This window comes from Paracoccus alcaliphilus (assembly GCF_028553725.1).
Classification (GTDB): Bacteria; Pseudomonadota; Alphaproteobacteria; order Rhodobacterales; family Rhodobacteraceae; genus Paracoccus; species Paracoccus alcaliphilus.
In genome coordinates this window covers 2,317,196-2,336,468 of sequence record NZ_CP067124.1, presented here as the reverse complement: position 1 = coordinate 2,336,468, position 19,273 = coordinate 2,317,196, and the positions used below count along the sequence as shown (strand labels likewise).

General features: G+C 60.0%; 20 protein-coding genes and 1 pseudogene. 3 read left to right on the top strand and 18 right to left on the bottom strand.

Annotated features, from left to right (window positions below; genetic code table 11):
- Positions 1-13 precede the first annotated feature (13 nt).
- Positions 14-544 (top strand): annotated as a pseudogene (locus tag JHW40_RS12070) (response regulator); the annotation flags it as partial.
- Between the two features lie 105 nt (positions 545-649).
- On the opposite strand, the gene JHW40_RS12065 reads toward JHW40_RS12070, so the two are convergent.
- The 3 genes from JHW40_RS12065 to JHW40_RS12055 form a co-directional block, all read right to left on the bottom strand.
- Positions 650-784 carry a hypothetical protein gene (locus JHW40_RS12065; protein WP_272848977.1) on the bottom strand — a complete coding sequence of 45 codons (135 nt, stop codon included), beginning with the start codon at positions 782-784 and terminating at the stop codon, positions 650-652.
- 143 nt (positions 785-927) lie between these two features.
- Positions 928-1,212, bottom strand: coding sequence for a hypothetical protein (locus JHW40_RS12060; RefSeq protein ID WP_090613787.1), 285 nt, complete (start codon positions 1,210-1,212; stop codon positions 928-930).
- 33 nt (positions 1,213-1,245) lie between these two features.
- The gene (locus JHW40_RS12055) at positions 1,246-1,857 is read right to left on the bottom strand and encodes an SOS response-associated peptidase (RefSeq protein ID WP_090613785.1); all 612 of its coding nucleotides are present in this window, start codon (positions 1,855-1,857) and stop codon (positions 1,246-1,248) included.
- A gap of 420 nt (positions 1,858-2,277) precedes the next feature.
- On the opposite strand from JHW40_RS12055, the gene JHW40_RS12050 reads away from it, so the two are divergent.
- Positions 2,278-3,834 carry an anti-phage dCTP deaminase gene (locus tag JHW40_RS12050; protein ID WP_170851862.1) on the top strand — a complete coding sequence of 519 codons (1,557 nt, stop codon included), beginning with the start codon at positions 2,278-2,280 and terminating at the stop codon, positions 3,832-3,834.
- A 45-nt stretch (positions 3,835-3,879) separates the two neighbouring features.
- Here the strand turns inward: JHW40_RS12050 and JHW40_RS12045 are convergent, their stop codons facing one another.
- The 5 genes from JHW40_RS12045 to JHW40_RS12025 form a co-directional block, all read right to left on the bottom strand.
- Entirely contained in the window at positions 3,880-4,041 is a 162-nt protein-coding gene (locus tag JHW40_RS12045; protein WP_272848976.1) for a hypothetical protein, read from the bottom strand.
- Positions 4,025-4,384: a hypothetical protein gene (locus JHW40_RS12040; protein WP_090613780.1), complete on the bottom strand. Its 360-nt coding sequence runs from the start codon at positions 4,382-4,384 to the stop codon at positions 4,025-4,027. The genes JHW40_RS12045 and JHW40_RS12040 overlap by 17 nt, the downstream gene beginning before the upstream one ends.
- 29 nt (positions 4,385-4,413) lie before the next feature.
- Positions 4,414-5,073: a peptidoglycan recognition protein family protein gene (locus JHW40_RS12035; RefSeq protein WP_090613777.1), complete on the bottom strand. Its 660-nt coding sequence runs from the start codon at positions 5,071-5,073 to the stop codon at positions 4,414-4,416.
- 71 nt (positions 5,074-5,144) lie between these two features.
- Positions 5,145-7,157 (bottom strand): hypothetical protein, encoded by a 2,013-nt coding sequence (locus tag JHW40_RS12030; protein ID WP_090613774.1) that lies wholly within the window; start codon positions 7,155-7,157, stop codon positions 5,145-5,147.
- 2 nt (positions 7,158-7,159) lie between these two features.
- Positions 7,160-7,396, bottom strand: coding sequence for a hypothetical protein (locus JHW40_RS12025; protein WP_090613771.1), 237 nt, complete (start codon positions 7,394-7,396; stop codon positions 7,160-7,162).
- Positions 7,397-7,493: 97 nt separating this feature from the next.
- On the opposite strand from JHW40_RS12025, the gene JHW40_RS12020 reads away from it, so the two are divergent.
- A complete protein-coding gene (locus JHW40_RS12020; RefSeq protein WP_090613769.1) occupies positions 7,494-7,730 on the top strand; it encodes a hypothetical protein in 237 nt (78 codons plus the stop codon).
- A 529-nt stretch (positions 7,731-8,259) separates the two neighbouring features.
- On the opposite strand, the gene JHW40_RS12015 is transcribed toward JHW40_RS12020, so the two are convergent.
- The 10 genes from JHW40_RS12015 to JHW40_RS11970 all read right to left on the bottom strand — a co-directional run bounded on the left by JHW40_RS12015 (position 8,260) and on the right by JHW40_RS11970 (position 19,258).
- Complete coding sequence (locus tag JHW40_RS12015; RefSeq protein ID WP_090613766.1) at positions 8,260-8,646, bottom strand: hypothetical protein; 387 nt, start codon at positions 8,644-8,646, stop codon at positions 8,260-8,262.
- Positions 8,637-8,813 (bottom strand): hypothetical protein, encoded by a 177-nt coding sequence (locus tag JHW40_RS12010; protein WP_170851861.1) that lies wholly within the window; start codon positions 8,811-8,813, stop codon positions 8,637-8,639. The genes JHW40_RS12015 and JHW40_RS12010 overlap by 10 nt, the downstream gene beginning before the upstream one ends.
- Positions 8,810-9,052 carry a hypothetical protein gene (locus JHW40_RS12005; RefSeq protein ID WP_090613763.1) on the bottom strand — a complete coding sequence of 81 codons (243 nt, stop codon included), beginning with the start codon at positions 9,050-9,052 and terminating at the stop codon, positions 8,810-8,812. Before JHW40_RS12005 ends, JHW40_RS12010 begins: the two co-directional genes overlap by 4 nt.
- Positions 9,053-9,477: 425 nt before the next feature.
- A complete protein-coding gene (locus JHW40_RS12000) occupies positions 9,478-10,188 on the bottom strand; it encodes a hypothetical protein (protein ID WP_139208191.1) in 711 nt (236 codons plus the stop codon).
- 9 nt (positions 10,189-10,197) lie between these two features.
- Entirely contained in the window at positions 10,198-13,125 is a 2,928-nt protein-coding gene (locus JHW40_RS11995; RefSeq protein WP_090613759.1) for a hypothetical protein, read from the bottom strand.
- A 64-nt stretch (positions 13,126-13,189) separates the two neighbouring features.
- Positions 13,190-15,265, bottom strand: a complete 2,076-nt coding sequence (locus JHW40_RS11990) for a phage tail protein (protein ID WP_090613756.1) — start codon at positions 15,263-15,265, stop codon at positions 13,190-13,192.
- A complete protein-coding gene (locus tag JHW40_RS11985; RefSeq protein ID WP_139208190.1) occupies positions 15,266-15,661 on the bottom strand; it encodes a hypothetical protein in 396 nt (131 codons plus the stop codon).
- A complete protein-coding gene (locus tag JHW40_RS11980) occupies positions 15,658-16,242 on the bottom strand; it encodes a hypothetical protein (RefSeq protein ID WP_090613749.1) in 585 nt (194 codons plus the stop codon). The genes JHW40_RS11985 and JHW40_RS11980 overlap by 4 nt, the downstream gene beginning before the upstream one ends.
- Positions 16,242-16,904, bottom strand: a complete 663-nt coding sequence (locus JHW40_RS11975) for a hypothetical protein (protein ID WP_090613746.1) — start codon at positions 16,902-16,904, stop codon at positions 16,242-16,244. Before JHW40_RS11975 ends, JHW40_RS11980 begins: the two co-directional genes overlap by 1 nt.
- Complete coding sequence (locus tag JHW40_RS11970; RefSeq protein WP_090613743.1) at positions 16,904-19,258, bottom strand: phage tail tape measure protein; 2,355 nt, start codon at positions 19,256-19,258, stop codon at positions 16,904-16,906. The genes JHW40_RS11975 and JHW40_RS11970 overlap by 1 nt, the downstream gene beginning before the upstream one ends.
- Between the last annotated feature and the right edge of the window lie 15 nt (positions 19,259-19,273).

The window sequence follows — 19,273 nt, the reverse complement described above, 5'->3', positions numbered from 1 at the left end:
GTTTGTCCGAGTTATGCGTATCCTTTTGGTTGAAGACGATCCCAATACCGCCCGCGCGATCGAACTCATGCTGAGTGCCGCAAGCTATAATGTCTTCCGCACCGACATGGGCGAGGAAGGGATCGACCTTGCGAAGCTTTATGATTACGATCTGATCCTTCTGGATCTCGACCTGCCCGACATGCACGGGATGGAGGTGCTGCGCCATCTGCGTCTGGCGCGGATCGATACGCCGATCCTGATCCTGACCGGCTCGGACGATACGGAAAGCAAACTGCGCGGCTTCGGGTTCGGCGCCGATGATTATATGACCAAGCCATTCAACCGCGACGAGTTGCAGGCCCGGATCCAGGCGATCATCCGCCGCTCCAAGGGGCACAGCCAGTCGATCATCCGCACCGGCGAGATGCTCGTCAATCTCGACACCCGCTCGGTCGAGGTGAAGGGCAAGCCGGTGAACCTGACGGGCAAGGAATATCAGATCCTTGAACTGCTCAGCCTGCGCAAGGGCACGACGCTGACCAAGGAAATGTTCCTCAATTATAAGAAAACTGTTTCAACTCACGGCTGATGGGTGAAAACCACCTATGGACATAAGGCGAACAAAAAGAGAATCTGGAAACGTCTTGCCGTGCCCCCTGCCCTGCCCTCACCGATCCGGCCACTCCTCTTTCACCTTCTTCCTCTCGCCCGCCTCGTATCGCTGGCGCGTTCCGTCAGGCCAGACCAGATAGCCGCCGAGGCATTCATCCTGTGCTGGCGACAATACGGTGATCGCGATCACGCCGAATTTTCCGCAGGCTGAGCATCGCGCCCGGCGCTTCACTTCGGGCAGCAGGACACCACAGGGCAAAATGACGACCGCTCTATGTCCGCATCGACATTCGAGCATCGCGCGGTGATCTGGCTTGATCAGGGGCTGCCGACCTACCGCCATAGCGGAGGCCCCGGCTGCACCAGTGCGCCGACCGGCCCGGCCGTTTTGCGGTCGCGCTCGATCAGATTGCACGGGAAACTGACGATCAACTCAGCGCGCGCTCGACAGACCCGACAGCGCAGGCGCCCTTGCAGTTCGCGCATCCGTCGATGCAGCACCTCGCACCGGCGCAGCATGTAGTCGCCCTGATACAGGAACGCCCTCCCGCAGCCTGTGCAGCGCACCTGCAGCGTCGCTCCTTCCTCGATCAAATCCCGAATCGTGATACCAGACATATGAGAACATATGCGGAACATCCGGCGATTCGGCTAGACGATTTTTAGTGATCCATCCGGCAGGGGCCGCTGCAATGCCTGGGCGATATCCCATGGCGCCGACATCCACGCGGACCATTCGTCGGGCGTCCGCAGGATCACCGGCATTGCCTTGGGGTGGATCGCGCCGACCTCGGCATTCGGCGGGCAGGTCAGGAATCCGAACAGGTCGTCGGTGGTCTCGCCATCCTTGACCTTGCGGATGCTGGTCCAGTCGCGGACCTCGATCCCGGCGAACATCATCGGCGCGTCATCGGTCGCCTCGAACCAGACCGGCTTGCGATCGCGCCCCGGTTCGCTGAACGCCTCGATCGGCACGAGGCATCGATGCGCGGGGCCCAGCCATCTGCGCCAGTGCGGGCTGGCGACATTGCGGATATTGGTCACGCCACTGTCGCGGCCCGATGCGGGCAGGTATCGCGGCGGCGTCGGCATGCCCCAGCGTGCCTGCACGATCTCGGGACCCTCGTCGCCGTTGCGGATGATCGGGGCGAGCCGGTCCGGATAGGCATCCTCGGGCCACGGCTGGTTGCCGGTTCGGTCCCTCGCCGAGAACAGGCGTGCGATCTCAGCGGCGGTGGTGCGCGGTTTGTAGAGATTGCACATCAGGGGAGGATGGGGTGCCGTGGCAACAAATCCAAGAGAGAAGCGACTCTCAGGGCAGGAAATCACCTAGAAAAAACCCCCGCAATGCGGGGGTTATACGGTCATTCGGAATACTTACAACCAAGTTTCCCATGGCTTTCCACTGCTATCCTCGGGCTCAAGATAGCTCGACATAGCGCGCTGCACCTCTGCAGGCTGAAGTGAAGCCTTCCGATTCGAGCGCTGCACTATCTCTTGAACGGTCTTCTCTAGATCATCGGCGGGGGCGAGGGTGGTGGCAAGACCTTGAGGATCGGACATGAAGGACTCCGCTACAGTGCTGATGAATTTCCTCGTTCAGTATCGCTTTTCTCTTGACTGAAGCAAGCACGTTTCGTCTTTCAGGGGTGAGCACCGGTTATGTCATTGATGAGGCTAGAAATGTTTGAGCGCAACAAGCAGGAAGAGGTAGCAGAAGATGTCCGTCAAACAAGTGTACTGGAGCCAGAACTGGTCTTTGGCCTAGTTGGGCCGCTCGGAAGCAACATTGATGCCACGCAAGAAGCGCTGATGAGTGAGTTGAAAAAAGTTGGATACAGTCCGATTCTAATTCATCTCACGAATGATATAAAAACCATAATACCGGCAATTAAGGAGAAGCGAATAAAGACGTACGAACAGAAAATAAACTTTATGAACGAAATAGTGCGCAATTCAGGCAAGGAAGATTTCCTAGCACGGGTCGCAATTGCCATTATCGCAAGCAAACGAGTTGCGTTAAACTTAACCCGGTCACTTACACATAGACAGGCACAGGATTTTCAATCACCAAAGACCGCATACGTGATTAGACAACTGAAGCGACGACAGGAAGTGTCAACACTAGCAAAGGTCTACGGAAAGAAATTTATTCAGATTTCAATAGCGGTATCGGAAGCCGAGCAACGGCAGGCGGTTTTGAGTATTATTGGCCGTGAAAGGCCTGAGCTTTCACAGCAACAAAGAGAAGATGAAGCGCGAAAATTAATAAATAGGGATCGGGATGAATCCGGAGTGGACTATGGGCAAGGCATAATTAATATACATCATTCCGGAGATGTATTTGTAGCTGGAAATTCTAACGAAATTTCCGTTCAAATTTCTCGATTTATAGAAGCTTTTTTTGGATCAAATCTTATAAGCCCCACAAAGGATGAATTTGGCAGTCAATTGGCAAAGACAGCTTCACTTAGGACGCTTGATCTAAGCCGACAGGTAGGCGCCGCAATCATTTCTTCACAAGGAGATGTAATCACACTGGGGTGCAACGAAGTTCCCCGCCCTTTGGGTGGCAACTACTGGTGCGACGACAACGAACCACAGCGAGACATCGAGCGGGGCGTCGAGCCAAATAAACTTGAGACGACCCGTTTAATTCATGATTTCGTGCATGCGCTTTCAAAATTAAATGTTCTTAAGCAGAGGCCGGACGAGGTCTTGAAGCACGAAGAATTATCCCATGTCCTTAAGGACGCATTTGTGTCAGATATAACGGAATTCGGGCGAATAACGCACGCAGAAATGTCGGCTCTGGCTGATGCTGCCCGCCTCGGAAGGGCCACCTCCGGAGCTACAATTTATGTAACCACATTTCCTTGCCACAATTGTGCCAAACATCTAATTGCGGCAGGCATTAAGAGAATTGTATATATTGAGCCTTATACAAAAAGTAAAGCTTTAGAATTAAGCGGGGACGCACTCACTGTGAGCAAAAGTGATGTCAGTAAAGTGGTGATTGAGCATTTCGTAGGCATATCTCCTAGAAGGTATTCCGATATATTTTCGAAGACAAGAAAGCGGCGCGACGACGAAAATAAGATTAAGCGTTGGCAGTTTGACGATCCAACCCCAATGGTCGACGACAAAACGGGGACGCATACGCTGATAGAAGCTCAAGTTTTAGTTGGATTTGATAAGCTAATGAATTCAGTTTCCGAAGCGATGAAGGTATCGTCTTGATGTGAGGTTTCGAACGCTGGCATTCTACGAATGGGCATAACTAGATCACCCCTCATGCCACGCCACCAGACACCGCAGCGCAATCCCCGGCAACGCCTCGCGCGGGATGACCAGCACGGCCTTGCCGCCGTGCCAGACTGTCAGCCCCTCCCGCGTGATCGAATATGTCGCGGGAGGGGTGACCGGAGCTTCACCGCGCGATGGCATTGTGCAAGGCGCCCGGCAGCGTGTCCTGCGCATCCTTCAGCTTCGCCTCGGCGAGGTTCTGAAGCACCGCCGCGCTCGGCTTAAGCGCCCCGATCGCATCCGGCACGCTGCTGCGCACATAGCCGAGGATCAGATCCAGCGCCGCACGGCCGGTCAACTCGCGGGAAACGGCCAGCTGCGCGCCGGTCATCAGAGCGGAATGCAGCGCGTCACGATGGCGCGCGGCGATGTCGATGCCCCATTTCTCACGCGCCTTGGTGGCGGCCCAACCGATGATGCCGGTCAGCGCGAGGCCGAGGATTTCGAGGAGATAGGGGGTCGAGGCAGCGATGATGTTTTCCATTTTCAGGCTCCTTTTATTCAGGTGGTTATTCAGCCCAGCAGCACGGCCCAGCTTTTCGGGCCGATGATGCCGTCGGCCGCGAGACCGTTGGCGCGCTGGAATTGGCGGGTGGCGCTTTCGGTCTGCGGACCGAAGATGCCATCGGGGGCCACGTCATAGCCCCGGGCCTGCATGCGACGCTGCGCGGTCATGACGTGCTGGCCGCGCGAGTTGCGCCGGATCGTCGGCGGGATCTCGGGGGTGGTGACGGTGCTGGCGCTGCCGGTATCGACCGAGGCCCACCAGCTGCGCACATCGAATCCGGGGCATAGCGTCGGGGCGAGATCGCGGTGACCGACCACCTGGGCGCCGGGGTGCTTGGCCAGCAGATCGCGCACCAGCCGAATCGTCGCCGCCTTCTGCGCATCCGTGCGATTGTCGACGCCGACATTCGGGCCGGTGGCGCGCTCCAGCCCGCCGATGCAGCAGATGCCGAGGCTGCCGGTATTGTGGCCCGCGACATGAGCACCGACGACGCTATCGGCCCGGCCTTTCTGGACGGTGCCGTCGCGCTTGATGATGTAGTGGTAGCCGACGTCATTCCAGCTGCGGTCGAGATGCATCTTGCGGATGTCCTCGACGCCCAGATCCTGATCGGCATAGGTCGCGCTATAGTGCAGCACGATGAAGCGCACCGGTGCGTTGGTCATGTCATTGCTCCATGAAAAAACCCGCCGGTGAGGGCGGGTTGGGTTGGGTCAGCGTGGCGGCGGCTGTCTGGTCAGGCCTCGGCCCTCGCAATTGCGGCCTGCGCCTCTGCCCGCATAGCAGCCCGGCCTGTGGCATCAGGGATTTCCTGCGCATAGGCCACGAACGCGAAACGAGTGTCCGCACTGTCTCCGAGGAACGCGACGGTTGAGAGATTGTCAAACCCAGCGCTGTCCGCTTCGGGGTCGTCGTTAATATCACGGATGATATCGTTCCCGTCCCCGCGCATCGTTATAATGTCTCCCTCGACCATGAGTTCGACCACATGCCATCCATCGGTGTCCTCACCTACTGACACCACCAATTCCTCCATTGGCCATGTGCCAACAAAATTCGCACCGGCGATCCAGCCATGTATGAAATTGTTATAACTAATATGCAGGTGAGGCTGGGCCCACCTGTTCGCCCCATCCATGCGGATTTGCAGAGCACCCATGCCGTCCCCTCCTGCGGCGATGGCGTTATTCCATATTGCCACGCATACATAACTCGTGCGGCTCTGAGTGGGGGCGGCAATGGTCGTTTCGGTCGCGAACGTATAGGCCCCATCGACCATTGCAGGAAGCGCCGTCGATGGAGTGGGGCCGGAATATGGCGAGCCGTCATTGTTCAGAATGAACACCGTATCCGGCATTTCACCCGGTCCGGGTTCCGGGTCTGGGTCAGGATCGCCCCCGCCACCAGTATTGGGGTCAGCCAGCGTCCAGTTCGGCATCGGATCACCATCGGACGGTTGCCACCGCAACGCCGCGCCTTCGGTTCCGCCCATCCCGACAGGTTCATATGCGGTCGCGATTTCCCATGCGATCTGCCAGAAATACTCGGCTAGAGCCTGCGGCACGGCAGAGTGTATTCCCTCGTGGTTTTCAAACTCCGGCATGATCCAGACGTTTTCCGCCTCGGTCAGATTGACCTGATACATGCAGGTCGCCACGAGACAGGACAGGCCATAACTGCCAGTAGTGCCGGGATGAATATCATCCCAGAACAGTTCCTCAATATCTGTGATTCCCGGCACCAGATCGTTTTGAATATCGTCGTAAACCCGTTCCATCCATTTGTGGCCGGGGATCAGCCAGACGCGCCAATCCTCGGGCAGCGACGGATAAAGCTGGTGCATTTTCCAAGTCGCATAGTCTGCCATGTATTTGAAACTGTTTTCATATTCAGGCAGGCCGGTGCGGAACGTATATCCCGTCCATTCAGCGGGCGGTTCTGTTCCACCGGGGCCATTCAGGTCGGGCCAGATCGACCACAGGATAACCTCGTTCCCTGCCCCATTCTCGATGGTGTTAGCAGTAAACCGGCAGAAGTAGTCCAGCGTGTTAACCATACCTTCGCTGGTCGTGCGCGGAGGCGGGCCACCCTCGGTAATCATCAGGGTATCGAAACCCTCGATGTTCAGACGTGCGTCTGCCTCTCCTGAGGCGGGGTTATCCTCGACGGGGTTGTCCCATCGCCACGACAGGTTCGCGCCTGGGATAGTTGACTTGATGACCTTACCATAAGCGTCGGTAATGCCGACGCTGCCAAGCAGGGCGCGGAGATTCGATGGAAAAGGCCCGCTATGCACATAGGAGTCGGTCAGGCTGTGCCCGCTGTGGATCGACATGGTGGCGTTGGTGGACGCGGTGCGGGCGAAGTCGCCGGGTTCGACAGGCTCATCCGCCGCGACGACCGGCCCGAGCGCCACGCCCCGCACCCAGCCGCTCTGCCCGGCCGCGTTCTGGGCGCGGACGTTCGGTGCGATCAGCCGCCCGATATCATCCTCATCCAGCGTGATGCTGGCGGTGCCGCGCACGGGTGGATATCCCGTCCAGGTCTCGCCGTCATCCGACCACAGCCACCGCTGCGTCACCTCGATGGGCGCCGTGCCGGACCACAGGCCAGCCGTGGCGGTCAGCGTCTCGCCCACCTGCGGGGTGCCGGTCGCGACAGGGGGCGCGGTATTGACCGGCGGCTGCGCGGGCACAGGATCGCCATTGAGGCCGACGCGGATCCGGAAGGGTGGCCAGAAGCTGTTCATCGTCAGAACCCCCTCACAACGGTCAGCGCGGAACTGCCATGAAAGGTGCTGCGCGCGACAATCGTCACCGCATCATCCACCTGGAACGCGCCGGCGTAGCCCGGCAGCCGCAGCCGGTTCGCCTCGTCCGGCTCGCCCGGGCAGATGTCGATCGGGTGCGGGCTGTGGTTCTGGACGATGTCACCCGCTTGCAGCGAGATCGGGTCGGACCAGCTGTCGGTGATCGGATAGACGGGCATGTGAGCCTCCATGTGAAAAAGCCCGCGCGAGGCGGGCGGTGGTAACGAGGTTGCGTTGAGACCTTGGCCGCTTCGGATTGGGCCCTATCTATGGGCGATGATCTTCACCCGACTGCACAAGCGCCTGCGCGACATGCGCGATGAAGCCATCCGGCGTCCGCAATATCGCGTGGTCTACATGCACGCCCTGTCTGTCGCCCATATGGATGGCCGCCTGATCGCGGATGATCATCCATCATGGGAACGCGTCCACGAAGCCATAGCGGCCGCGCGGGCTGGCGATCCGAATGCGCTGGACGCCATCGAGCGTGAGTTGCTGCGCCTGAAGGAATGACAACGACGCGATTGAACGGTTGATTATTCGTGCTATGGTTTAGCGTCTCGCGCGCGCACATAATTTTGCGAGGCAGGGCCAAGGTCAGATTGCATTTTGCGGCATCAATGATCTTGGCCCACCCTCGGGCCCGGAGCGGCCTTTCAGGTAGGGAATACCTGACCATAAGGACAAGGTGACTTCCACGTCAGCTTCGGCCAGAACAGCGTCACAGCCGAGCGACATGGTGAGCGTGTTTTCGAGTGACCGTGTTGTGGTGACGAGTGGCGTCGCTCGGCTGAAAAATCCCTATCCCGATCACGGCTGCGGCGTGAGCCTGCGCATCTGATCCTTGATATCGTTGATGCCCGACTGGATGGATCGCAGATCGCTGGTCTGGCACCAAGGTATCGGTCATTCCAAGGTAGCGGTTCGCGCGCAGGTCAGGTGTGTTATTGATCCCTACCGCTGATCGTTCCATGCTAGACGTCGGCGGCATTGGGACGGCCATAACTGCTCTCCGCGCGGGGCCGTCCCATCTCCATCCAGTTCACCAGAACCTGATCTTGGTCGGATGCATCCATGCGATCCACCACGGCCATAGGTGCCGCTCATCCTCGGGGATCAGCGCCTGCCTGCATTTCAGTGCGCAGTAAATCGAGACCATCTTCAGGCCGCTGAACACGACGTTGAACATCCGGCCATGGACCATGTCCCGCCATGCCTCGGCGCTGGCCGGCGCATACGCGCGCGCTATGGGCATGGCCACGTCCCAGTAAAGCCCCCGCGTGATCAGGATGAAGGAAAGCAGCGCAAAGCCGACGACGAACCACCACGTGGCCTCGCCTACAACCCGCAGGCTGGTCCGAAACGCCCAGATGATCATCAGCAGACCGGCCGCGTTGATGATGGCGATTGTCCCGATGATCAGTGCCATGCCGTGTTGTCCCTTTGTAGTTGGCGCACGAGCCTTTCGACCGCGACGACCTTGGCCCGGACGGCGCGTTCCTCGCGCTGATATTGCTCTTGATGGCGGCGCAGGGCTTCGTCTGCCGCTGCCTCCCGTCGGCCTTTGCCGCAAAGCTGCCTGATGAACCGCATCATTTGCGCCCCCGCAGTTCCCTGACGGCCTCCCTCATCGTTTCAGCATTGGCGCTGATGGCCAAATTGGTCTGGGACAGCAGGTCCCGGTTTTCTTTGCCCATCGTTTGGGTCAGATCGAGAAGCTTGTCCTGCAGCTGGTTGTTGCGCCGGTATTGCACGATATTGGCGATGGCCTGCCCCACGATCACCACTGCTTGCAGGCCGCCGCCGATCTGCTCGACGACTGTCATCGGGTCCATGGCGGCTCCTTTGTGTGAAATGGTGCGACAGAATCCGACTTTGGTCAGCTTGGAATATTCGCCACCATAGGTAAGGTTTCCCTTACCAGCGATTCTGCATCCTTCCCGCACAGTCGCTGGCAGCCCGGCTCAGGTACCATCAATTCTATGAGCCGGGCGCCTTAACTGGCCTCTTGCCGGATCGCCCCAATGCTGCGCAGGCTATAACTGACCAGCAATGGTCTGCGGGGCGAGCTTGTGTAGGCAGCGTGCTCGCCCCGTTCCCGGTCGAGGCGCGCCACGCGGCTATTGCGCATGATGCCTGCGCAACCCGGGCAGTCAGCGGCTGAAGGCAAGCGTTGCGGCGACATAGGCCAGCAGGGCGATTAGCCCTGCACTAAACGACAGCGGGAGGCCTTGGCCGCTGCGGCTGGTGCCTTGGCTATCTATCCATTTACCCACGCTAGGATGGCGTTGCGATCTTCCGCTGACAGCCCTCCTGTGGTGCTGATGATCATGCGCGAAATATCCTGTACGCAACTCGTGCTGTTCGCTGGGTCACCAACCACCAAATATTGGCCAGACATTTCTGCGTCTGAAAATCCAATGGCTGAGGGGCTGCCGCCGTTGACGGCGAGAGAGGCTGGGGAGCTACCCTGCTTGTCAAACAGAATGGTATTCCAGCCCATCATGTCGTCGAGCGTCGATGTGATCTGTCCGGTGCTGCCAAGGCCAGCCCATTGCCAGCGCGGCGGAGACATCGTTGTTCTGAAATAGAACTCCCCACTGCCCGCGACGAACACCTTCTGGAAATTGACTGCCTGATCGGCATAAAAAGCGCGGGATGCGAACACCAGACCAGAAAACGGCACTGACGCACCTGCCGCGTCATTGACGAACGCCTTTGAAGTTTGACCAAAGCGGAGCACAGGCCGTCCATCGCGGGACGCCAGAGAGGGCATGGACCCCGCCCCCGATGGCAGGATGGTGCCAGACCCTACACGCGCCGACCACGCACCTGACCCGCTATAATCTCTGGCATCCCATGCTCCCAGTAGTCCGGGTATTTGGGCAATGGTATCGTCCAGCGACGGAAGGTCAGGGAAAAACGCGCTATCGGGATAAGCGGACGCATCGCCAGAGAAGTTGATGGGCATCGTCCTACCTCACAGTTGAAGGGTGTAGCCGAGCGCCGGGCGCAGTACGCGCTTGCCGCTCAAAAACAGCGATGGCGCTTCGAAACCATCGCGAATAGCGCCGGTGCTGATGGGCCAGATATCGGACACGTCTTGCGCGTCCTGTTCGCGCCACGCATAGGCCAGAAGTTGGCCAGAGGGACTCGCACTGCATTGCAGGGTGATCTGCCGCTGACCGGTCTGGGTGACCGATTGAACGGTGATCGAGCCATCGCCAATCTTGAAACCGGCATCGGGTCGGACCTTGCAGAACGTCCAGTCGATCATTAGCGGCGCTAGGCTGTCAAAATCGACGGCGATGTTGTTACCCTCAACCGTAGCCGACACCATGCGCGGGCAGCGCCATTCCCGCCCTTTGATGACCTCACGCATAGCATGGGCAAATGTCTCGCCTTGCGGACAGGTTCGACTGGTGAAGGAATGGTGGATGTTTTCCAACGAACCGCCGTTGATCCCGAAATCCATATGGTATCGCGGCATGACCATGGTAGCATTGGCCCGCGCCTCGACCACATCGACAATGGCAAGTCGCGATTGCCACGCGCCGCCGCGATACATGGGCGATCGAAGGCCCGAGCCCGAAGCTTGGTCACAGAACCAATGGAAGGGAACCCCTGGCGCATCCTCGGCCGATGTCGCCTCACGATCGTCCATCATATCGGCCAGTTGCGTGGCATAGACCTCGCGCGCAGTCTGCCAGTCACCTTCCTGGTGGGTGAAGCAAATGAAGATGCCCGCGACCTCATAGCCAAGATCGGTCAAGCCGTAGAAGGTGTCCCGAATATCCTGGGTCCAGTTGTTCCACGGCGTCGTGTAATCGTCATTGCTGTCCTTCCAGATGCCCTGGCCCGGATTGTCGCCAATGATCTTGGTGCCCCCGACCGCCGACGATCTGACCGTGAATACGGGATATGGATCACCCAGAAGCTGGCCGAGGCGAGCGGCAGCAGTTGCGCCATAGGAGTGAATGGTCGAGTCTGCCCACGTCCAAGCGTCCTGCTGCACTGGGATCAGCCGCTTCGGCCCTGCGGGGGTAGGTACACCCAGCCAACCACGCAGACCGCCCCGGATCCCCTGAATATCGTCCAGGGTGAAAATGTGGTGCTTCATGGGCGGGAACCGCCACGGCAGCGGATCATTCATTTCGGTCGCGTCGGCGTTTGACTGTCCCATCACCGAGAGTATATAGGCCGTGCGGGTCGTGCCTGCCGGAGCCGCGACCGGATAGCGGACTCCTCCGCGCTCCATAAAGCGATCCACGGCGTCAATTCCATAAGTCCCGGCCTGCGCCGTAAATTCAACCTCCCCCTCGGAATTCTCGACTGCTGCCCAGCCGCCTTCCGGGGCCGCGACTGCGCCACCAGCAGGACCAGCCAATCGGGGGCCGCTCGCGGTCATGCGCATAATGTCGCGACCGCCCAGACGCATGAGGGATCGAGACCCATCGGACAGTAGCGGAGCATCATTTACGAGCTCTATCTGCGCATCAGCATGAGAAATCGCCTCCTGCTTATCTGCCTCCGCATCAGCCAGAGTGCGAATCGCACTGACCACTCGGGCAAATTGTGCCCCGATTGTCTCGATGATATAGGTTCGACCCTCGCGGATTGCCTCTGCGGGTAGGATCGAAAAATCAACGTCGCGCAAGTTTCGAGTGGTGCCAGAAACTTGGACAGTGATATTGCCAGTCTCGTTGTTGTGCGCCGCAGTCAGTCGGAAAAGCCTTCCCGCCGTGAACCCGGATAGATCGGTGGCGGGGTCGATTTCGGCAGTGATCGCATTGCCGCTGCCGCCGATGTTCGTCAATGGGATTACACCAATGATTCTATCGGCAGAGTTTCGCACGGTCGCCTCAGCTTGGATCTCGGCAAGCGAGACATCTCCAACCTGCACCCTAAAGACGCCCGCAATCCGCCGCAAGTTGTAAACCCTACCTACCACGAAACCACCGGCAGGCCATGCTTGGCCATCTGCGCCTCGTACCGAGGCAGTCAGGGCACCAATCGTGATAGTCGGGTTTGCGGCTTCATTACTCGCCATGGGGCGATACTCGATTGAGCCGATAGTCGGTACGCTGGTGATGCCTGCCGCAATCATCGTAGACTCGATTTCCGCCACGATATTGTCGCCAGTGCTGGTGTCCGGATCCACGACGATGGGGATCGGCACCGAAACTCTTATCGCTTGCGTTCGCGCATTGTCCTCTGCGATGCGCTCAGCGCGTTCCTCTTGGGCAGCAGCGTCTCGCACCCTACGCCACCAGCGACCGTTGGCGTCCTGCGCGAAGTCCTCGGTCTCAAGCCCATCGCTCGGGCCGGTCGCGAGAGGTCGCCATTCTCTCGTGGTGTTGCCTGCAAAGAAACTGGTGATGACGAAGTCCGCCCATGACGGAACATCGACGCCGCTGGGGCTCTGTTGTGCAGGCAGGTAATAGACCCGGCCATCGCGAACTTCGTCGCGCAGCGCATCCATCACCGCCTGCGTCGGAATGCGATCCCGGACGCCCCAGCGCGGCGCGGTCGCAAACAGCGGATCGTCCTCGGTCTGGTTCGCCCCGCGAACGGTGTAATAATCCCCTTCATCGACCAGAATCAGGCCGAGGGAAGCAGACAGTGCGGACTGCCCGGCGCTGACGGCGGCGGCGCGGGTGTTGAAGGATTTGGCGGTGTTGGCGAGGTCGGCTTTTTCATCAAGCTGATCGAGGATCTCTTGTAACGCCCCCGGATCGCCCATCGTCTGGGCCAGCGTCATGAACAGGTAGCGCAGTATCCGCTTGTCAATCGGGAAGCGAGCCGTCGAACGATCCCCGACCGGCAACGCGCCTGACCCGCCCTGACCGTCGCCAGAATATCCGGTGAAGTCGCGCAGCCACAGATTGATTTCGTCAGAAAGAGCCATGCGGCGGTCTCCATGCAAAAAGGCCCGCGCAAAGGCGGGCGGGTCGTCAGGATTTCAGGTGGTGTCAGGTCGTGGTGATCGTCGCCGGGCCAGCCCACGCGCCCTCGATGCCCGAGGCATTCGCGGCTGCGACCCAATAGCGGTATTGCGTGGCCGGGCTGACCGTATCGTCCTGATATTCGGATATCTGGCCAGACACGCCGCCGGTCGTGCCGATCAGCGATGCGTTGGCCGGGTTGGTCGTGGTGCCGCGATAGATGCGGATCGTCTCAAAGGCGCTGTTCGGGTTGCGCCACGACAGATGAACATAGCCCGAGCCATTCGACGGGATCAGCTGCGACGGCTGGCCGGGCGGGGTGCTGTTGACCGTGACTAGAATAGGCCCGAGGTCCTCCCATTCATCGACCCCGGCAAAGACACCCTGAAAGCGGACCTGCGCCTGATACTGCGCGCCGTCATCCACCGCAGAGGATCGGGCGACGAAATCGGTCACGATCATGTTGATCCATGCCGCATCGCCCACCTTGCGATAGCGCGCCTGAATGCGCAGGTCGTCGCGATCCGGGACGGGAACAGCGGTGACTTGTAGGGCTGCTGACGACAGCGTGTCGGTGATCCGAGTGATGACCTGCGTCAGCACCGCCTCGATATCGGGGGGCGGGTCACTGGCGGGAGTCTCGGCCTCGGCTGGCGGATCGCCTTCCTCGGTCGCGGCATTCCAGTTCTCGGACGCACGGTCCACCCTCGCCAGCGCGATGCGGCACTGCAGCTCTTTCGGGTCGAATTCGTGATCCAGCACTTCGTATTCGCCCTGGATGACGCGACCTCCGCCGTCCTCGGGCTGATAGTCCAGCAGGATCGTGTGGCGCTGGCCATATGCTGCGGGATAGCGGGCTTTCAGGCCGACAATATCGGTGATGATCTCGACCCGCGCGCGGTTGTCGTCGTGCATCTGCATCTTGGACCGCCTCCGCCCCTGCGAGGTGTTGGGGCACATCTCCAGCCGCATCTCCTGCGCGATCTCGCCCTCCTGCGCCAGCCGGGCCGAGTCCCGCCATGTATCGACTTCGGCCACCTCGAATTTGGCGGCGTCGGACAGGTGATAGACCCGCAGGGTGTTATAGCCCTCGCGTTCGCTGATCGCCTCGCTGGTCTGGATCTGCGCGATGTCCTTGGCCGTCACCGTGCAAGCCGGGGTGCCGAATGGTCCGCCGATCAGGCCGATGCGCCCGTCCTGCGTCTCGTAGACGCTGATGCCGCTGGAGGCCCGCATGCGGTCCAGCACCTGCGACGGTTCCTCGTCCAGCGTCCAGTATCCCCACAGCCGCATATTCGGCGCCGTGCCGCCCGCGCGCTGCGGGATGGGCAGATCGCACCAGTCGGCCATCGCCTCGACACTGTCCCAATCCACCTCGGACGGATCCAGCCGGTAGCCGTCCGGGTGGGTCAGGTAATGGGCGATGACCAGCGCCGCATTGTCGGACCAGACCGATGTTTCGGTGCGCGGGTCATAGACGCGCTGACCACGGATCACCCACTGATAGAGCGTGCCGCTGGCCTTGGGGAAGACCTTCATGAAATCCTCGCCCGGCGCGCGCGAGCGGACAAGGAAGGTCGCCTGATTTTGCAGCCGGTGATCGGCAGTCCAGTAGGGGAACCGCTCAACCAGAACCGGATAATTTCCGCCCTGACCTGATCCGTCGCGGGTGGTGACGAAAACATATCCCGCCTTCTCGCCCGAAACGACCTCGGTGTCGTTGATCGTCACCGGCTCGCCGTCGATCCAGAAATGCTCGAATGCGTCGATCCGTCCATGATTGACGACAACAAGCTGATGCAGCGTGCCCCCGTTGACATCGAACAGCGCCCTGATGCCGCCCGCCAGATAGCGCCCGACATAGACGCGGCGTGGGGCATCGGTCTGCTCCAGAACCGCCTGAATTTCCTGCGTCGGGATACTGACGCTTGGGGCCAGCAGGCGCGAGACCGCCGAATACGCCGCAGCAGTTGCGAGGCTGGCCGCCGCCACGCCCGCCTTATAGCCCCATGAGATTGCGGTCAACGCGGATACGCCCGCCGAGGCCGACAGGTAACTGACCGCAAACGCGACGGCCTTGGCAATGCCGGAAAAGATCGCCATTCACTTCACCATTGCAATTTCTGCGACCCGGTATCCCGACCGCTCAAGAATGCGCTTCGCCGCGCCGCCGTTGCAGGACATTTTCACCAGCGTTGTGCCATGATCTGATGCCCACGCCTCGAACGCGCGCAGCAGCGAGAGGCCGGAGCGATCTTCCGCATACCAGCCGAGCTCGACCGCAACCGGGTCGGGACTGATCACCGTCTGCGTGATCGTGCCCGCGATGAACCCGCGACCGGACATCAGCACCACGCTGCGCGGATCGTGGATCAGCCCGGCCAACGTCTCGCCCGTGCGGACGCGGCAGACCCGCTGCGGGCCGTTCACGGATCGCACCAGACGCTCGATCAGATCGATGATGCCGGGGATGTCGGCATCGGCAGCGGGGCGGATCATCCCGCTGGCACCCATGCCACCGCACGGTTCTTCAGCGACGGCATCTGATTGAAGCCCCTGTCGCCGGATGACCGAGAGCGCTGATCGGCGTCGTTCCATCGGCCAAAAGGGGCTTTCCCCTTCCAGCTCATCCGCCCATAGGCCTCCAGCTCAATCGTGCGCTCCTGCGCCCCGGCGGTGCTGCGCATGTCCCGCATCCGTCCGGTGAACACGCTGATAGGTTCGCCGATCAGCCGCCCGCGATGCTCGCCGTCCCGCTCAACCATGCCGAACAGCTGGTAGAACAGGCGGCAGGGGCGATTGTTGACCTCGGAATCCTGATTGTCGCAGCGCGCGATCATCTCGGGCGAGGCTGCCGGTATCTCGAAGCGGATCATGCCGGCCGAGGTCCCATAGGTCAGTGACATGGCGCTGATCTGGATCACGTCGCCAGTGCCCTGATAGGTGACGCCGCCTGCGGTCAGCGGGCCATAGCCCAGCCACCACCGCTGCGGGTTGGTCGCGAAATCCATCTGGCACAGGATCGTGCAGGCCACGTCGCCGCGCCGCAGCTCCTCGTCGGGGGTGTCGTGGATCGACATCAGAAGGCCTCGATGAAACTGAGGTTGGCGAATTTCACCGGGTCGATAGAACCGCCGATCTGATCGCCTTTTTCCAGCCTGCACCGAAGCCGAAGCTGATCCACGATCACCACCGATCCCGTCGCATGGTCGCCGCGAATATTCGGCATCACCGATACGCGGATCCGGTTCGGCAGTTCATTGATCGAGGTGACGTTGACCACCTGATAAAGACGGTCGCCAAGCGTGATGTAATGGCCCGGCCACAGCTGCGACAACGCGGGCTTGGTCACATCGATATAGCTGGCCCGGTGCGATGCAGCCGCTTGCAGCGTGAAGCCCTCGAAAGGATCGCTGGCAAAGCCGACATGATCGAAAGTCCAGAGCGGTGCCAGAGATGTCCCGTAGAGCATCCGGCCCCGGTTGTCGTTGGGTCGCCATTGCGCCAGCACCGGCACGACGCACTCGGCATTGGCCGCGCTCATGGCCGTGACGAAAGACGACAGCGCCAGCTGCGCCTGCATATCCTGCGCGATGACATTCAGATCCAGCCGCCAGTATCCATTCAGCGTCGGCTGGCCGAATGTCTCGCCGTCGATATTGACGAAGGGGCTTAGCCGCATGCCCTCCATCGTCGGGACCGCAGACCGGATATTCACCGGGTAGGGAAAGGTGATATCCATCAGCGCCCCCTGCCCAGATACTGATCGTCGGAAGATCGGCGACCGGTTCCTTGCACGACCTTCAGGGATATGCCCTGAACCTGCTGGACCTGCGCCGCCGTGAAACCCTCTGGCGCGGTCAGGATGATTTCGACCTGTTGCTTATCGGTGCCTCCACCCAGCATATTCCGCGTCTGCCCTGCGCTGTAGTAGCGGGCCGCGCCGGTCGCCTCCAACTCAGGGCCATGCTCGCCGACGATGCGCCAGCCCCCTTGGTGAGATCCCCCAGAGGCAAAACCGGGGATGCTTAACCCGCCACCGAAGCCGCCGAACAGCCCGCCCAGAAGGCTACTCAGCCCGCTGGACATGAGCCTCGAAGCCATGTCCTGCAACATATTGGCGAATGCCTCCTTGACGCTGGTGGTGCCGCGCACGATGCCGTCAAGCTGGCTGGTGATGGACGATTGGATGTCGCTGCCAAGGCTGTCCGTCTGCGACATGACATAGCCCCGCTGGCCCTCGATCCCGTCTCCCAGACCCTGCGAGATATACTGGCCGATCTCCATCATCACGCGCGACGGCGAGCGGATGCCCATTCCTTCGCGCCAGCCGCCCTCATAGGCAGCGGCATCGTCTTTGCCCTGCTGCCCAATCGCAGATGTGCCAGCGGCGAGGCCATCGGCCAGCGGTTGCGGTGGGACGATAACATCCGCGCCTGGTGGGCTGGTGTCGCCGCCGCTGCTGATTGGGCCTTTCGCCGCGCCCGAGATGCGGTTGTATCCACGGTCGATGCGATTGACCGCCTCATCAAACCAGTCGATCACCGGCTGGATTTGCTCTTTCGCCCACAGGAACACTCCGACGATGCCGTCCCATAGTGTCTGGAAGTATTGCTGTAGCCCGCCCCACGCCTGCTTAAGCCCCTCGACCGCAAGCGACAGATCCCCCGTGATGATACCGGTGATCGTCTTGGCCAGACCGATGAACACGTCGCCAATCGCCGTGAACAGGTCGGTGAACCACGGCCCGACTGTCTCCCAATTTTCCCATGCGAGATAGGCACCGGCAGCGATTGCCGCGACCAGCGCGGCGAAAGGTGCGCTCAATCCTGCCACCACGAGAGCCAAGCCCTTAAATATGCCGACCAGCCCACCGATCCCGGCGATGACAGGGCCGATACCGATCAGTATGGCACCAAGACCAATCAAGATAGGACCGAGCGCAGCCGCAACCGCACCAAGAATCACGCCCCATTTTAGAAATTCTGGGTTTGCCTTGCTCAAGCCGCTAACAATGCGGGTCAAGCCGCGAACCAAATTCGCCACAAACTCAATAAGTCCAGTATCCGCAATTGCTAGCTGCAACGCCTCAAATGCTGCACTGAGTTCGCGCATCGATCCTTTGAAGCCCTGCATCTGGACCGCAGAAACCCTATCCGCCACACCACCTGAGTTGCGCAAATCTTCGGTGAAGTCACGCAACTCTTGAGAACCTTTGCCAACGAGACTGGCCATAGCCGGTCCCGCGCGCTGGCCGAACAACTCCATCATCATGCCAGCATCATTTGCGTGCGGTTCAAGCTGCTCAATGATATCGGCAAGAGGCAGAAGCCGACCTTCGGCGTCCTTGAAGGAAAGCCCCGCCTCTTCCATGATGCCGGCCATTTTCTTTGTTGGAGTCAGAGCGCGAGAAATCGCCCCTCGCAAAGATGTGCCAGCCATACTAGCCTGAATGCCCGCGCCCCCCATCATCCCGAGCGCGGCGGCGGCTTCCTCAAATTCGACTCCTGCGGCATTAGCAACGGGTCCGGCATAAGTCATGGCTTCGCCAAGTTGAACCAAGTTCGTATTGGCACTAGTAAATGCATTAACCAGAACATCAGTTATGTTCTCAAGTTCACCTACTTCTTTGCCGTATCCAGACAAGATATTCGTCACAATATCAGCAGCGTCAGCCATGTCCAACTGCGCAGACGAGGCCAGCTTGAGCGTGTCAGGCATAGCGCCGAGGATCTGGTCTGTCTCATAGCCGGCCATCGCAAGAAAACCCATTGCCTCCGCTGCCTGCGATGCCGTGAATTGTGTTGTTGCTCCAAGTTCTTTTGCTTGTTCAGTCAGAGATTTAAGTTGTTCTCCTGTCGCGCCCGTAACCGCTGCGACTTGGTTCATCGCAGCTTCAAACTGTGCGGCGGTTCGGATGGCCGCCACCCCAAAGGCAACAGTTGGCCCGGTGACATACAGGGACAAGTTACGCCCCATCCTCTGCATGTCCTGCCCCATGCGGCGCAGGTTGGTCGTCGCTTCGTTTAGGCCGCGCTGAAATGCCGCTGAGTCAAGGCCCAAGACAACGCGCAAGTTTCCGATTACATTGGACATAGAACCTCTTTCGAC